This window comes from Micromonospora radicis (genome assembly GCF_003583405.1).
Taxonomy (GTDB): domain Bacteria; phylum Actinomycetota; class Actinomycetes; order Mycobacteriales; family Micromonosporaceae; genus Micromonospora; species Micromonospora radicis.
The window spans coordinates 14,059-29,658 of record NZ_QXEC01000012.1 but is presented as its reverse complement, the minus strand read 5'-3'; the positions used below and the strand labels follow the sequence as shown (position 1 = coordinate 29,658).

Sequence of the window (15,600 nt, the reverse complement as noted above, 5' to 3'; positions counted from 1 at the left end):
TATGCCGGAACCGTCCTCCGATCCGCTGCTGGGCGCGGTCCAGGAGGCCGTTGTTCAGGCCTACTATCCGGATCGGGTTCGTGGCGCCAGCGGTGCCCGAACCAGGGCACAGGCGGCGCAGTCGGTGGTCACCGTGTTCGCCGGGGCACTGGTGGCGACCTTCACGCTGACATCGTTGGCGGATGCTGCGCTGATCACCCGTGCCGGCGGATGCGTCTCCGTGGGGCTGTGGCTGCTTGCCGCCGTTCTCTATGTACACGCGATCGCCGCGTCCGTCCCGGTAGGACCTGATGCCGCGCGGGCGACGCGCGACGCCCGGTCGCTCATCGACGAAGTCCTCAAGCGTGCCGACCGCGAGGCGTTGCAGATCGATCGGCGACAGGGCAGGGCGAATTGGGTGTCCGTGATCGCGCTGATGGCCACGGTGTTCACCTTCGCCACCGCGCTGTTCATGGTGGAACCGGACAAGGCACGCCCCGGAGTCCTCATCCTCAGCGCCGAGGGCCAGGTACTCCTCGCCTCGCTGTGCGGCGCCCCGATGGAGCGCCTCGAAGGTGACATCGACGTGACCACGTTGGCGGGCCAGTACGTCGCGGTGACCGTGCCTCGCTGCGGCCCGCGTGAGCAGGCGACCCTACGGATTCCGCAAAGCGCGGTGGCCGGGACGCTGACCAGGGAGGGCTAGCCGGGTATGGCATTGGGGAACGAACCAGCGATCCTGTTGTTGCGCGGCGAACCTGCCCTGACAGCGGCTCCGGACGTCACCGAGGCGGCCGTGCGGGTGGTCGCGGGACTGCACGCGGAGGGCGGTTCGCTCGACGCCATCGTCCTTGTCGGCGACCTGACCACGACCGCGTCCGGAAACGAGTTCGAGGCCCTGACCGAGCTGATCGACCGCATTCTGGACGAATGTTTCGAGGCACCCGGGCTTCAGGAGCTGCCGGTCGTCCTGGCCGCCCCCGGTTCGCTCGACCGGCAGGCGCGGTCCTCGTCGTTGGTGACCGTGCGGTCGTTGACCGACTGGTGGCCGCAGGTGCAGGGGAGCTTCTGGGCGAACGAGACTCCCGATTTGGAGGAGGCCATCCGGGACAGCTACGCCCGCCTCAACGGTTGGTACGCGAGGTACCGACCGGAGTCGGGCTGGCAGGCCGGCATGCTCCCCGGCGAAGGCGCGGTGGTGCTCGATGCCGGTGGGGTACGGCTCGGGCTTGCGGTGGCCAACACCACGTTCCGGATGCTCAGCGTCGATGCGGGTGCGGAGCTCGCCACCCTTCATCCGCAGCAGGTGGCCATGCTTCTGGGCGACTCGGAACAGCGACCTTCGCTAGACGCGCTCGCGCTCGTGGCGGCGTTGCCCCCGACTGACCCCCCGCCGGCTCTTCCGGTTCCGGTTTTCCCGATCGCCGGTCGCCCGGAATCAGCGGCGGGCGGTGGCTGGAACATTGCACAATCGGGGGCCAGCCTGCTCATCGCGGGTCGGGGCGGCGACGGGACGGTCCGACTGACCGACCAGCGGGGACACTGTCTGGATGCGGTGGCACCGGTCGCCGGTGAGTCGGCAGGGCCGCGGGAGGCGGCCCGGTCGGAGGGTGAACCTTCCTCCGCCGCGCACGAGGGCGAGAAGTCGCCGCGAGTGGTCGCCGAGGAGCGGGCCGCTCTGTTCGAAGACCTTGATCAGGCCGTCGCCACCGGTAACGCGATCCTGGTCGTCACTTCAGGCATCGAGCCAGAGTCGTGCGGCGAGTGGGGAACCGAGCTGGGGAGCCCTGACGACCTGTTCGAAGCATTGGCGGAGTCTCTTCCCGCTCAGACAGACGGGCGGGTTGCACTCGCCGAGGTGATGAGCCGGCTGCGCCAGACAGATTCGACCCTGGTCCGGCGGACCGTGGCGGGGATGCTGGTCGACACCGGTCCGGCGGTGAACAAGACGGCCATGCGTCTTCTGCTCGCGCCGTGGTACCGCATCTACGACTGCACCGGTACGAACATCTTCGCGGCGATCGCCGCACGCGTGCAGCTCGACGCGAACGTGGTCGTGGTCGATGCGCATCGGGACGCGCCGGGCAGCGTCCGTCCGCAGCTCGAGGTGGTGGCGATGAACGGGATAGCCCCGGGTACCTCGACCGCTCCCGTGGTCTTCGACATCGACGACCGGGGGCGAGGATCCCGGGCCCGGTGGTTCCGCCAGATGAAGGCGGACCTGATCACGCACCCGGTGGTCTTCGTGTCCAGAGAGATCGGTAGTCGACACCTGTCGTTGTACCTGAATGCGCTCGTCGGGGACCACGGGCCGACGAAGGGACAGCCGTCCAGGTTCGCGATCGCGCCGGGTGACGATCCGGTCGTCTCCTGGAAGCTTGCCGGTGCCGGGATCACACAACTACCGACTGGGGTGGCCGAGTTGGCGCGGGACCGGCTCGGCACCAGCCGTGAGCCGATCCGTCGCGGTATACAGCTGCGTGCCCGCGCGCGAGCCGTCCAGGACCGCAACGCGGGGGTGCAGATGGTCTCCGCCCTGTTGGAGGCGGCTCCCGACGGCGATCCCCTCTATCTTCGGGGCACCGACCCAACCTGGGGAGATGTCAAGGAGGCGATCCCCGCGTCGCTGTCGACGTTGGCGGCCATGTTGGACGCGGCGGATGCGCCGGCGTCGCAGCGTCCCGTGCTGGTGCTCAACGACCGGTCCGGCACCGGTAAGTCGACGACGCTCATGCAGCTCGCGATGGCTCTGTACATGAAGGGCCTTGCGGTGGGGTGGGTGGACCGGGCCACCACCAAGTCCAGTCAGGACGTGTTCGAAGAGTGCATCGACCTCGGTCTGGATGCCGTGATGATCGACGACGTCGACATCTTCGGTGCCGAAGCCGCCCGACTGATGACTCGGCTCGGTCGTCGCGGCAACGTGCTTGTGGCAGCGACGATCCGGAGCACTCGCGGGCATCTGCTCGACGAGGTTCCCGGTCTGACCAAGGTCCCGCCGCTGCGGTTGACCGACGAGGATCTGGACGCGTTGGTGCACCGCCTGGACACCTATCGCCAGCTGGGCAAGCTCAAGCAGGTGAAGCTGCATGCAGCCAGGGTGGAACGGCTGCGCCGGGTTTGTGATCGGGATCTGATGGCGGCGATGGTGGAGGTGATCACCGGTTACCGTTTCGAGCAGCGGGTGAACAGTGAGTTCAGCCAGCTCGACCAGCGGGAGCGGAACATCTACGCCACGGTGTGTCTGTTCGAGGCACTGCAGTACGAGGACCGGTCGCTGACGCTTCCGCAGAACGCGCTTCTTCAGATTGCCTCGGACGGTCTGCCCGATCTGGCCGTCAACCGTGCCATCGAGGGCCTGATCAGTTCCCGGCGGATGCTGGTGCGGCGCGAGTCCGGACACATCCGGACGAGGCACCGCGTGGTGGCCGAGGCGATGGAGAAGTCGATCCGTGCGGACAAGTCGTATTTTCGTCAGCTCTTCGAACAGTTGCTCCTGTTCTATGTCCAGCGGGGCGCTGGCATAACGGACCGTAACGATCCCACCCGCCGCGCCATGGTGGCACTCATCAACCATCGGGTGATGATCAAGTCGGGGTTGTCGGTGAAGGCTGTCCGCGAGGTGTACAACGAGCTGCACGACTATCTCAAGGACGATTTTCACTACTGGTTGCAGTGTGGTTCGTACGAGTTGGAGAAGCGGAACCTCGACCTGGCGGCGACCTACCTGGATACCGCACGGGGTTGCGAGGGTGGTCTGGATCACTTCAAGGTCGTGACCACCTGGGGGATGGTGTGCCTGCGTCGGGCCAACGAACGCCCTGCGGACGGGACTCTCCATGCGGAGGCCGTGGATGCGTTCAGGGAGCTCGAACGGGTGGCCTCGCAGGAGGGCGACCGCTCTCCGCACACCTTCACCACCATCGTGCAGGACGGAACGCTGTGGTTGCAGCGTGGCGCGTTCTTCACGATGGACGAGCGGCAGGGCATCGCGCGCCGGATCCTGCACTGGATCGGCGTCGGGCGGCGGCTGCTCGAGTTGAACGCCCAGTTCCGCTCGGTCGCCGACCATTGTGCGCCTGCCCTGAAGAAGATGGTGGAGGCCGAGGAGGATCGATCGATCCCCTTGTGAGTGGTGTCGGCCGTATCGGCGGTGTCGTCAGGCTGCCTTTGCAGTACGTGGAGGTGGTAGGCATGTCGTCAAGTTCATGCAGTGGTCTGCATGAACTTGCAGGGTGTGTTTCGCTGCTGTTACCCTTCGTTGCATAGTCATACGGAGGTAGGCATGGGGATTCGGGTCGCGGTCGCGGGCGCGAGTGGGTACGCGGGTGGTGAGTTGCTTCGCCTGCTCGCCGGGCACCCCGAGTTCGACCTGGTCACCGCCACCGCGCACAGCCAGGCCGGTCAGCCGCTCGACGCGGTCCACCCGCAGCTCGTCGGGCTGGAGATGACCTTCGCCGAGACCGTACCGGACGTGCTGGCCGAGGCCGACCTGGTCTTCCTCGCGTTGCCGCACGGCCAGTCGGCCGCCCTCGCCGCGCAGTTGCCCGCCGGGGTGCGGATCGTGGACCTGGGCGCGGACCACCGGCTCGCTGACGCTTCGGCCTGGGCCGACTACTACGGCGGCCCGCACGCCGGGGCGTGGACCTACGGCCTGCCCGAGCTGCCCGGCCAGCGGACCCGGATCGCCGCCGCGACCCGGGTCGCCAACACCGGCTGCTACGCCGCGACGATCATCCTCGCCCTGGCGCCGCTGATCGCCGCCGGTGCCGCCGCGCCCGACGACGTGGTGGTCGTCGCCGCGTCCGGCACCTCCGGGGCCGGCCGGGCCGCCAAGACGCACCTGCTGGCCAGCGAGGTGATGGGCGACCTGTCGCCCTACAAGGTCGGCGCGCACCAGCACGTACCGGAGATCAAGCAGGCCAGCGGGGCGACCGGACTGTCGTTCACCCCGGTGCTCGCGCCGATGCCGCGCGGCATCCTGGCCACCGTGACCGCGCGGCCCACCGGCACGGTGGACCCGCGGGCGGTGCTCGCGCGGGCGTACGCCGACGACCCGTTCGTGCACGTGCTGCCCGAGGGGCGCTGGCCGCACACCGCCGCCACGCTCGGCGGCAACTCCTGCCACCTGCAGGCCACCGTCGACGTCGACTCCGGTCGACTGATCGTGGTCGCCGCCCTGGACAACCTCGGCAAGGGTGCCGCCGGCCAGGCGGTGCAGAACGCCAACCTGATGTTCGGCCTGCCCGAAACCACGGGCCTGTCCCCGCTGGGGGTAACGCCATGACCGTCACCACACCGGCAGGTTTCCGGGCGGCCGGGGTGACCGCCGGCCTCAAGACCAGCGGTGCCCCCGACGTGGCGCTGGTCGTCAACGACGGCCCGGACGCCGCGGCCGCCGGGGTCTTCACCAGCAACCGGGTCAAGGCCGCGCCGGTGCTCTGGAGTCAGCAGGTGCTGCACGGCGGTGAGGTCCGGGCGGTGGTGCTCAACTCGGGCGGCGCGAACGCCTGCACCGGTCCCGCCGGCTTCCAGGACACCCACGCCACCGCCGAGCACACCGCCGCCGAACTGAGCACGACCACCGGTCGGGAGGTCGGCGCCGGTGAGGTGGCGGTCTGCTCCACCGGCCTGATCGGCGAACGGCTGCCGATGGACAGGCTCCTACCGGGGGTCAGCGCGGCGGTGCGGGAGTTGGCCGGTGACGGCGGCGACGCCGCCGCCGAGGCGATCATGACCACGGACACCCGGTCGAAGACCACGGCGGTCGCCGGTGCCGGTTGGACCGTCGGCGGCATGGCCAAGGGCGCCGGCATGCTCGCCCCGGCGATGGCCACGATGCTCTGCGTACTGACCACCGACGCGGTCGCCGACCCGCGGGCCCTCGACGCCGCGCTGCGCGCCGCCACCCGGGTCACCTTCGACCGGGTCGACTCCGACGGCTGCCTGTCCACCAACGACACGGTGCTGCTGCTGGCCAGCGGCGCCTCCGGTGTCGCGCCGAGCGCGGCCGAGCTGACCGCGGCGGTCACCGCCGCCTGTCACGACCTGGCCCAGCAGTTGATCGCCGACGCCGAGGGCGCCACCAAGCAGATCGCCATCGAGGTGGTCGGTGCCGCCGGTGAGGACGACGCGGTCGAGGTGGGCCGGGCGGTGGCCCGCAACAACCTGGTGAAGACCGCACTGTTCGGCAACGACCCGAACTGGGGTCGGATCCTCGCCGCGGTCGGCACCACCGCCGCCGAGTTCGAGCCGGACGCGGTCGACGTCGCCGTCAACGGCGTCTGGGTCTGCCGGGGCGGTGCCGCCGCCGAGGACCGTTCGAAGGTCGACCTGACCGGCCGGGACGTCACCATCCGCATCGACCTGCACGCCGGCACCGCCGCGGCGACGGTGTGGACCAACGACCTGTCGCACGCGTACGTCCACGAGAACTCGGCCTACTCGACATGAGCACGAACCTGAACTCGGACCTGACCCGCGCGCAGGCCAAGGCGGCCACCCTGATCGAGGCGCTGCCCTGGCTGGCCCGGCTCTCCGGCGCCACCGTCGTGGTCAAGTACGGCGGCAACGCCATGGTCGACCCCGAGTTGCAGCGGGCCTTCGCCGCCGACATGGTGTTCCTGCGCTACGTCGGCCTCAAGCCGGTGGTGGTGCACGGCGGCGGTCCGCAGATCTCGGCCATGCTGGGCCGGCTCGGCATCGACAGCGAGTTCCGGGGCGGCCTGCGGGTCACCACCCCGGAGGCGATGGACGTGGTCCGGATGGTGCTGGTCGGTCAGGTCGGCCGGGAACTGGTCGGGCTGATCAACTCCCATGGTCCGTTCGCGGTCGGTCTCTCCGGTGAGGACGCCGGGCTGTTCACCGCGGTGCGACGGCCCGCGTACGTCGACGGGCAGCCGGTCGACGTCGGGCAGGTCGGCGACGTCGAGTCGGTGGACGTCTCGGCGGTGACCGACCTGATCGCGGCCGGCCGGATTCCGGTGATCTCCACCGTGGCACCGGACGTGGACGGGGTGCTGCACAACCTCAACGCCGACACCGCCGCCGCCGCGCTCGCCGTCGCGCTGCGCGCCCGCAAGCTGGTGGTGCTCACCGACGTGCCCGGCCTGTACGCCGACTGGCCGGATACCGCCAGCCTGGTCAGCGAGATCAGCGTCGACGAGTTGGCGAAGCTGCTGCCGTCGCTGGAGTCGGGCATGGTGCCCAAGATGGAGGCCTGTCTGCGGGCCGTCAGCGGGGGAGTGCCCGCCGCGCACGTGGTCGACGGCCGGGTCGCCCACTCCACCCTGCTGGAGGTCTTCACCTCCGAAGGTTTCGGAACGATGGTCGTGAGCACGCGCAGTGCACCGGCGAGCCCCACGACCACGAACGAGGAAGGCTCGGTCGCCTCATGACCACCCTGCGTAACCGGTGGCGTCAGTCGATGATGGACAACTACGGCACGCCACCGCTGGCCCTGGTCTCCGGTGCCGGTGCCGTGGTGGTCGACGACGCCGGCCGGGAGTACCTCGACCTGCTCGGCGGGATCGCCGTCAACTCCCTCGGCCACGCCCATCCGGCGGTGGTGGCCGCGGTGTCCAAGCAGGTCGCCACCCTCGGGCACGTGTCCAACCTGTTCGTCGCCGAACCACCGGTGGCCCTCGCCGAGCTGCTGCTGGCCCTGGCGGGGCGGCCCGGACGGGTGTTCTTCGCCAACTCCGGCGCGGAGGCCAACGAGGCGGCGTTCAAACTGTCCCGGCGTACCGGACGCACCCAGGTGGTGGCCACCGTCGGTGGTTTCCACGGCCGCACCATGGGCGCGCTCGCGTTGACCGGCCAGTCGAGCAAGGCCGACCCGTTCCGGCCGCTGCCAGGCGAGGTCACCCACGTGCCGTACGGCGACGTGGCCGCGTTGGAGGCGGCGGTCGGCGACGCCACGGCCATGGTGATCCTGGAGCCGATCCAGGGGGAGAACGGCGTGGTCGTCCCGCCGGCCGGCTACCTCGCCGCGGCCCGGCGGATCACCTCCCGGCACGGCGCGTTGCTGGTTCTCGACGAGGTGCAGACCGGGGTCGGTCGTACCGGACACTGGTTCGCCCACCAGGCCGACGGCATCGAGCCGGACGTGGTGACCCTGGCCAAGGGGCTCGGCGGTGGCTTGCCCATCGGGGCGACCCTCGCCTTCGGCCCGGCCGCCGACCTGCTGACCCCCGGCCTGCACGGCAGCACCTTCGGCGGCAACCCGGTCAGCTGCGCCGCCGCCCTCGCGGTGATCTCGACCATCGCCCACGAGGGGCTGCTCGACCACGTCAAGCGGGTCGGTGAGCGGCTGCGTCGGGGCGTCGAGGCGCTCGGCCACCCGCTCGTCGACGGGGTGCGGGGGGCCGGGCTGCTGCTCGGTGTGACGCTGGCCGCGCCGGTGTCGGGGGCCGTCGCCGAGGCGTTGCGTACCGCGGGCTTCCTGGTCAACCCGGTGCAGCCGGACGTGCTGCGACTGGCCCCGCCGCTGATCCTCACCGCCGCGCAGGCCGACGCCTTCCTGGCCGCCCTGCCCATCGCTCTGACGTCCGCGTCGCCGGCCGGCACGGACGAGTCGGTACGCCCCCCGGCGGCTGCCGACGCGGACCCGACCCCGACGGAGGCCCCCGCATGACCCGGCACTTCCTGCGCGACGACGACCTGTCGCCGGCCGAGCAGTCCGCCGTGCTCGACCTGGCGGCCCGGATGAAGGCCGACCGGTTTGCGTACACCCCGCTGGCCGGGCCCCGGTCGGTGGCGGTGCTGTTCGACAAGCAGAGCCTGCGGACCAGGATCTCCTTCGACGCCGGCATCGCCGAACTCGGCGGGCATCCGCTGGTGGTGGACACCCAGGTCACCCACTTCGGCCGGGGTGAGACGCTGGGCGACGCCGGGCGGGTGCTGTCCCGGTATGTGGCCGCGATCGTGCTGCGTACCCACGGCGACGAACGGATCGCCGAGGTGGCCGCCGGAGCGACCGTGCCGGTGGTCAACGCGCTGACCGACGGGTTCCACCCGTGCCAGCTGCTGGCCGACCTGCTCACCGTGCGGGAACGGTGCGGTGGCACCGCGGGGCGGAGTCTGGCGTACGTGGGCGACGCGGCGAACAACATGTCCCACTCGTACCTGCTGGCCGGCGCGACCGCCGGCATGCACGTACGGGTGGCCGGTCCGGCCGGCTTCCAGCCTGCCGCCGAGGTGGTGGCCCGGGCCGAGAAGATCGCCGCCGGCACCGGCGGTTCGGTGCGGGTGCTCACCGACCCGGTCGCCGCGGTCCGCGACGTCGACGTGATCGCCACCGACACCTGGACGTCGATGGGGCAGGAGACCGACGGGCTGGACCGCACCACCCCGTTCCTGCCGTACCAGGTCAACAAGACTCTGCTCGGGTACGCGGCGGCGGAGGCGATCGTGCTGCACTGCCTGCCCGCGCACCGGGGCGAGGAGATCACCGACGAGGTGCTGGACGGCCCGCAGAGCGCGGTGTTCGACCAGGCGGAGAATCGGCTGCACGCCCAGAAGGCGTTGCTGACGTTCCTGCTCGGGGAGAAGACATGACCGCACCGTTGACCCGTGCCGCCCGGCACGCCCGCATCGTCGAGTTGATCCGCGACGGGGCGATCCGGTCGCAGACCGAACTGGCCGAGCTGCTCGGCGACGAGGGGGTCCAGGTCACCCAGGCGACCCTCTCCCGTGACCTGAAGGAACTCGGCGCGGTGACGGCCCGCGGTGGCGACGGCCGCGCGGTGTACATGATCCCGGAGGACGGTCACCGTCCGCTGCGCGACGCCGAGGCGGCACCGGCCCGCCTGGTGCGGTTGCTGCGTGAGCTGCTCAACGAGGTGGACTCCAGCGGCAACATCGCGGTCCTGCGTACGCCGCCGGGCGCGGCGCACTACCTGGCCAGCGCCCTGGACCGGGCGGGGCTGCCGGAGGTCGTCGGCACCATCGCCGGCGACGACACCATTCTCGTCGTGGCCCGTGCGGCCGACGGCGGTGCCGCGCTCGGCGAACGGCTCGCCGGCTGGGCCCGTCGCGACGACCACCTGGAAGGGAATGCCACGCCATGACCGATCGGGTCATCCGGGTCTGCGCCGGGGCGTCGGACGCCCCCGTCGTCGCCTGCCGTCCGGCCCCGCGTAGCGGCGGTGAGGGTCTGCCCGCCGGCGGGCGCGGTGCGCCGGTCGCCGTCCGGGCCGCCCGGTGGGACGGGGTGTGGGCGTGACCACCAGAATTGGCGGGGTGGACGACAAGAGCCTGACTGAGAACAGCACCGCAGCCAACCGGACGAGCCTGTGGGGTGGCCGGTTCGCCGGCGGCCCGTCGGAGGCGCTCGCGCGACTGTCGGTGAGCGTCCAGTTCGACTGGCGACTGGCCCCGTACGACATCGCCGGTTCCCGGGCGCACGCCCGGGTGCTGGCCGGTGCCGGCCTGCTCGACCCGGAGGAGCTGGGTCGGATCCTCGCCGCCCTGGATGACTTGGAGGCCGCCTGCGCGTCGGGGGCGTTCCGGCCGACGGTGGACGACGAGGACGTGCACACCGCGCTGGAACGCGGCCTGCTGGAACGGCTGGGCAGCCTCGGTGGCAAGCTGCGCGCCGGCCGGTCCCGTAACGACCAGGTCGCCACCGACCTGCGGCTGTACCTGCGTGACCACGCCCGGGGGGTGGCGTCGCGGCTGGTCGAGCTGGCCGAGGCCCTCGTCGAGCAGGCCGAGCGGCACGTGGAGACGGCCGCGCCGGGCATGACGCACCTGCAGCACGCCCAGCCGGTCACCTTCGGGCACTGGCTGCTGGCGCACGTCCAGCCGCTGCTGCGGGACCTGGAGCGGCTGCGCGACTGGGATCACCGGGCGGCGGTCAGTCCGCTGGGCGCCGGTGCGCTGGCCGGGTCGGGTCTGCCGCTGGACCCGGTGGCGGTCTCCAAGGAACTGGGCTTCCGGACCTCCTTCGCCAACTCGATGGACGCGGTCGCCGACCGCGACTTCGTCGCCGAGTTCCTCTTCATCACCGCGCTGGTCGGCGTGCACCTGTCCCGCCTCGGCGAGGAGGTGGTGCTCTGGACGTCGCAGGAGTTCGGCTGGGTGGAACTTGACGACGCCTTCGCCACCGGGTCGTCGATCATGCCGCAGAAGAAGAACGCCGACATCGCCGAGCTGGCCCGGGGCAAGTCCGGCCGGCTGGTCGGCGGGCTGGTCGCCGTGCTGACCATGCTCAAGGGCCTGCCGATGACCTACGACCGGGACATGCAGGAGGACAAGGAGCCGGCGTTCGACGCCGTGGACACCCTGGAACTGCTGCTGCCGGCCCTGGCGGGGATGATCTCCACCATGACGGTACGCGTCGACCGCCTGGTCGCCGCCGCGCCGGTGGGCTTCTCGCTGGCCACCGAGGTGGCCGACTGGCTGGTCCGCAGGGGCGTGCCGTTCCGTGACGCGCACGAGATCACCGGCAAGCTGGTGGCGCTCTGCGCCGCCCGGGACTGCGCGTTGGACGAGGTCTCCGACGAGGATCTGGCCACGGTCAGCGAGCACCTGGACCCGGCCGTACGCGACGTGCTGTCGGTCCGCTCGGCCCTGGCGGCCCGGATCACCCCCGGTTCGACCGGCCCGGGTCCGGTCGCCGACCAGCTCGCCGAGGCCGCCGACCGGCTGGCCGGCTGGCGGGAGTGGGCCGCGGAGCAGGTCGTACCCCGCTGAGCGGGAGCGGTCCGGGGTGGGCGGCTGTCGCCGACCGTCAGCCGCCGGTGCCCCGGACCGCCTCGATGACGGTCTCGGCGACCTCGCCCGGTCGGGCCACGGCCATCGCGTGCGATCCACCGGTGATCTCGCGCTGGCCCCGGGGGTCGGCCCGGTCGGCCATGAACCGGTGCGCGGCGACCGGGATGTTCATGTCGGCGTCGCCGAACACGAACCAGCTGGGCAGCGACCGCCAGGCGGGGTCGCCGACGAGACCGTCGCCGAGGGCCTGCTCCGTGACCGGTCGTTGGGTGCGGGCCATGAGCGCGGCGAGGTCGGTGGAGGCGTCGGCGGCGAACTGCCGGTGGTAGGCGTCCTGGCCGATCGCCACCTCGTTGCCGCCGGTCGACAGCGGGTACCGCACCAGCGTGTCGGCGAGGGTGCTGCCGGGGAACTGCCCGGACAGCGACAGCGCGCTCTCGCCGGTGTCCGGGGCGAAGGCGTTGACGTACACGAGGGCCGACACCGACGGGTCGTCGGTCGCGGCCTGTGTGATCACCATGCCGCCGTAGGAGTGGCCGACGAGGATGGTCGGCCCGCCGATCCCCCGCAGCACGTCCCTCAGGTACGCGGCGTCGCCCGCGAGGCTCCGCAGCGGGTTGGCGGCGGCCACCACGTGGTACCCGTCGCCCAGCCGCTCGATCACCCCGTGCCAACTCGCCGAGTCGGCGAACGCGCCGTGCACGAGAACGATGGTGGGCTGCTGATCGGACATGACTCGTACCCCCGCGATTCCGATACGTGAAGTTCACCCGACGGCGGCGTCGGTACGCCGGAATACCCGCCAGGTGGGAGTGAAACAACGCTGACCGGGATGGCCGCGTTCCGGCGGTGGTACTCCGGCCTCCGCGGCGGCCCCGGCACGCGGCTGCGGGAAGAAGGCCCGAGCGCGGCCCACGCCGTCGCGGCGACGTCGCGGTGTCATCCGCCCGTGACGCGCCAACCTCGCCGTGAACGGAGTCGATCACGCCCGGCGGTCTGGTCGGGAGGGGTCCGGGCCCGCATGGGCCGGACGTGACGGGGGACACTGCGGGCACCCGGGGTCGCGGAATAGTTGACTCGTCAAATATGTTGTCCGCAGCGCCGGGAGCCACCCGCCCCGGTCGGACGACACGAGGAGCTGTCATGCAGTTCGGGATCTTCACCGTCGGCGACGTCACGGTCGATCCGACCAACGGTCGTGAGCCGACCGAGGCGGAGCGGATCAAGGCGATGGTCGCCATCGCGCTCAAGGCCGAAGAGGTCGGTCTCGACGTCTTCGCCACCGGCGAGCACCACAACCCGCCGTTCGTACCGTCCTCGCCGACCACCATGCTCGGCTACATCGCCGCCCGCACCGAGCGGCTGCTGCTCTCCACCGCGACCACGCTGATCACCACCAACGACCCGGTGAAGATCGCCGAGGACTACGCGATGCTGCAGCACCTGGCCGACGGCCGGGTCGACCTGATGATGGGTCGCGGCAACACCGGCCCGGTCTACCCGTGGTTCGGTCAGGACATCCGCAACGGCATCCCGCTGGCCATCGAGAACTACGACCTGCTGCGCCGGTTGTGGCGCGAGGACGTGGTCGACTGGAAGGGCCGGTTCCGTACCCCGTTGCAGTCGTTCACCTCGACGCCGCGTCCGCTCGACGGGGTACCGCCGTTCGTCTGGCACGGCTCCATCCGCAGCCCCGAGATCGCCGAGCTGGCCGCCTACTACGGCGACGGCTTCTTCGCCAACCACATCTTCTGGCCGGCGGAGCACACCCAGCGGATGGTGGGCCTGTACCGGCAGCGTTTCGCGCACTACGGCCACGGCTCCGCCGACCAGGCCATCGTCGGCCTCGGCGGCCAGGTGTTCATGCGCCGCAACTCCCAGGACGCGGTCCGCGAGTTCCGCCCCTACTTCGACAACGCCCCGGTCTACGGCCACGGCCCGTCGCTGGAGGAGTTCACCTCGCAGACCCCGCTGACCGTGGGCAGCCCGCAGCAGGTCATCGACAAGACCCTCGGCTTCCGCGACTACGTCGGCGACTACCAGCGTCAGCTGTTCCTCGTCGACCACGCCGGCCTGCCGTTGAAGACCGTGCTGGAGCAGCTCGACCTGCTCGGTGAGGAGGTCGTACCGGTGCTGCGCAAGGAGTTCGAGTCGCTGCGCCCGGCCCACGTGCCGGCCGCACCCACGCACGCCTCGCTGCGGGCCGCCGCCGAGCAGGCCAACGCCGCCGAGCAGTCCGGTGCCGACGCCGTGACCGGCGCGGAGGACCGCCGGTGACCGTACGCACCCTGGCGGTGGTCTCGGCCGGGCTCAGCCAGCCGTCGTCCACCCGGCTGCTCGCCGACCAACTCGCCGCCGCCACCCGCGACGAGTTGGTCGGGCGCGGCGAACAGGTCGAACTGCACCCGGTGGATCTGCGCGAACACGCCCACGACATCGTCAACCACCTGCTCACCGGCTTCCCGTCCGAGGCGCTGCGGCAGGTGCTGGACCAGGTCACCGGCGCCGACGGGCTGATCGCCGTCACCCCGATCTTCAACGCCTCGTACAGCGGACTGTTCAAGTCGTTCTTCGATCTGGTCGACGCCGACGCGGTCGGCGGCCGGCCGGTGCTGATCGGCGCCACCGGCGGCACGGCCCGGCACTCCCTCGCGCTGGAGCACGCGGTCCGGCCGATGTTCACCTACCTGCGGGCGGTGGTGCTGCCGACGGCGGTCTTCGCCGCACCCGAGGACTGGTCCGGCGGGACGGCCGAGGGGGCGCTGCGCTCCCGAATCGGGCGCGCCGCCCGGGAACTGGCCGAGCAGGTACACCGCGCCGCGCCGTCGCGCGGCCCGGCCGACCCGTTCGCGCTGACCACCGACTTCGAGCAGTTGCTGCGCGGCGGCGAGGGCTGAGCCGGTCGTCGCCCCGCACCGCCGCGGCGGTGCGGGGCGGCTGCGCGGCGGCGGTGCAGGCAGGGAGCCCGGTCAGGCGGCGTGCTTCGGCGGGTACGGGTGTGCCACGAGCACCGGGCAGCGGGCGTGGTGCACCAGCGCCTGGCTGACCGAACCGAGCAGCAGGCCGGCGAAGCCGCCCCGACCCCGGGATCCGGCCACCACCAACGCCGCCTCCGTGGACGCCTCGATCAACGCCTCGTCGGCCTTCGGCGCGGTGAGTACCCGTTCCTCGACGGTCAGGCCGGGATGCGAACCCCGGGCCGCCGCCGCGGCCGTCGCCAGCAGCTGCCCGCCGTCGGCGTCGCCCTCCCCGGCAACGTGCACCAACACCAGGGTGCCGCCACGGCGGACGGCCTCCTCCGCGCCGTACCCGACGGCCAGTTCCGCCGACTCCGAACCGTCCACCCCGACCAGCACCGGCCCGTCGGTCGGCAGCGGCCGGTCCGGCGGACGCACCACCAGCACCGGACAGTGCCCGTGCGCGGCGACCTGGGTGCCCACCGAGCCGAGCAGCAGCCCGGCGAAGCCGCCCAGCCCCCGGCTGCCCACCACGACCAGGTCCGCCCGCCGGGACTCCTCGACCAGCGTCGCCCCCGGCCCACCGGCGACCTGACGTACCTCGACCGCCAGCCCCGGCCACCGGTCGACCAGCTCCGCGGCGGTCTGTTCGAGCATCTTGCGGCCGTCCTCCGACGGCGCCGGCAACCCCACCTCGTACGGGTTGATCGCCACGCCGTAGCCGAGCGGATGCAGGTAGCCGTGCACCAGGTGCAGCGCGCGGGACCGCCACACCGCCTCCTGGGCCGCGTGCTCCGCGGCGACCAGACTCGGCGGCGATCCGTCCACGCCCACCACCACAGGTCGGTTCATCGTGCCTCCAGACGTCGGTCAGGTCATTGTCGGCGGCGCCGACCGGCGAACCGGCCCCAGACACACCCGAAAGGGACCGGCCCGCCGGTGGCCG

The 15,600-nt window shown here is 71.5% G+C and carries 14 protein-coding genes; 12 read left to right on the top strand and 2 right to left on the bottom strand.

Annotated elements, in window-relative coordinates; genetic code table 11:
- Position 1 precedes the first annotated feature (1 nt).
- The 10 genes from D2L64_RS14260 (at position 2) to argH (ending at position 11,676) form a co-directional block, all read left to right on the top strand.
- Positions 2-685, top strand: a complete 684-nt coding sequence (locus tag D2L64_RS14260) for a hypothetical protein (RefSeq protein ID WP_119576451.1) — start codon at positions 2-4, stop codon at positions 683-685.
- 6 nt (positions 686-691) lie between these two features.
- A complete protein-coding gene (locus tag D2L64_RS14255) occupies positions 692-4,111 on the top strand; it encodes a P-loop NTPase (RefSeq protein ID WP_119576448.1) in 3,420 nt (1,139 codons plus the stop codon).
- Positions 4,112-4,264: 153 nt separating this feature from the next.
- Positions 4,265-5,266 (top strand): N-acetyl-gamma-glutamyl-phosphate reductase, encoded by a 1,002-nt coding sequence (argC, locus tag D2L64_RS14250; protein WP_119576445.1) that lies wholly within the window; start codon positions 4,265-4,267, stop codon positions 5,264-5,266.
- Positions 5,263-6,432: a bifunctional glutamate N-acetyltransferase/amino-acid acetyltransferase ArgJ gene (argJ, locus tag D2L64_RS14245; RefSeq protein ID WP_119576443.1), complete on the top strand. Its 1,170-nt coding sequence runs from the start codon at positions 5,263-5,265 to the stop codon at positions 6,430-6,432. Before argC ends, argJ begins: the two co-directional genes overlap by 4 nt.
- Complete coding sequence (argB, locus tag D2L64_RS14240; RefSeq protein ID WP_119576440.1) at positions 6,429-7,376, top strand: acetylglutamate kinase; 948 nt, start codon at positions 6,429-6,431, stop codon at positions 7,374-7,376. Before argJ ends, argB begins: the two co-directional genes overlap by 4 nt.
- Positions 7,373-8,614 carry an acetylornithine transaminase gene (locus tag D2L64_RS14235; protein WP_119576437.1) on the top strand — a complete coding sequence of 414 codons (1,242 nt, stop codon included), beginning with the start codon at positions 7,373-7,375 and terminating at the stop codon, positions 8,612-8,614. Before argB ends, D2L64_RS14235 begins: the two co-directional genes overlap by 4 nt.
- On the top strand, positions 8,611-9,537 hold the full coding sequence (argF, locus tag D2L64_RS14230) for an ornithine carbamoyltransferase (RefSeq protein ID WP_119576434.1): 927 nt from the start codon (positions 8,611-8,613) through the stop codon (positions 9,535-9,537). Before D2L64_RS14235 ends, argF begins: the two co-directional genes overlap by 4 nt.
- Positions 9,534-10,049 carry an arginine repressor gene (locus tag D2L64_RS14225; RefSeq protein WP_119576431.1) on the top strand — a complete coding sequence of 172 codons (516 nt, stop codon included), beginning with the start codon at positions 9,534-9,536 and terminating at the stop codon, positions 10,047-10,049. Before argF ends, D2L64_RS14225 begins: the two co-directional genes overlap by 4 nt.
- Positions 10,046-10,204, top strand: a complete 159-nt coding sequence (locus D2L64_RS27290) for a hypothetical protein (protein WP_158603503.1) — start codon at positions 10,046-10,048, stop codon at positions 10,202-10,204. The genes D2L64_RS14225 and D2L64_RS27290 overlap by 4 nt, the downstream gene beginning before the upstream one ends.
- 8 nt (positions 10,205-10,212) lie before the next feature.
- Positions 10,213-11,676 carry an argininosuccinate lyase gene (gene argH / locus D2L64_RS14220; protein ID WP_119576815.1) on the top strand — a complete coding sequence of 488 codons (1,464 nt, stop codon included), beginning with the start codon at positions 10,213-10,215 and terminating at the stop codon, positions 11,674-11,676.
- A 37-nt stretch (positions 11,677-11,713) separates the two neighbouring features.
- Here argH and D2L64_RS14215 read toward each other — a convergent pair whose 3' ends face one another.
- Positions 11,714-12,430, bottom strand: a complete 717-nt coding sequence (locus D2L64_RS14215) for an alpha/beta fold hydrolase (RefSeq protein WP_119576428.1) — start codon at positions 12,428-12,430, stop codon at positions 11,714-11,716.
- A 410-nt stretch (positions 12,431-12,840) separates the two neighbouring features.
- On the opposite strand from D2L64_RS14215, the gene D2L64_RS14210 reads away from it, so the two are divergent.
- Together D2L64_RS14210 and D2L64_RS14205 are read left to right on the top strand one after the other, a co-directional pair.
- Positions 12,841-13,974 (top strand): LLM class flavin-dependent oxidoreductase, encoded by a 1,134-nt coding sequence (locus tag D2L64_RS14210; protein ID WP_119576425.1) that lies wholly within the window; start codon positions 12,841-12,843, stop codon positions 13,972-13,974.
- The gene (locus tag D2L64_RS14205) at positions 13,971-14,594 is read left to right on the top strand and encodes an FMN reductase (protein WP_119576422.1); all 624 of its coding nucleotides are present in this window, start codon (positions 13,971-13,973) and stop codon (positions 14,592-14,594) included. The genes D2L64_RS14210 and D2L64_RS14205 overlap by 4 nt, the downstream gene beginning before the upstream one ends.
- 72 nt (positions 14,595-14,666) lie before the next feature.
- Here D2L64_RS14205 and D2L64_RS14200 read toward each other — a convergent pair whose 3' ends face one another.
- Positions 14,667-15,506 carry a universal stress protein gene (locus D2L64_RS14200; protein ID WP_119576419.1) on the bottom strand — a complete coding sequence of 280 codons (840 nt, stop codon included), beginning with the start codon at positions 15,504-15,506 and terminating at the stop codon, positions 14,667-14,669.
- Positions 15,507-15,600: the final 94 nt, after the last annotated feature.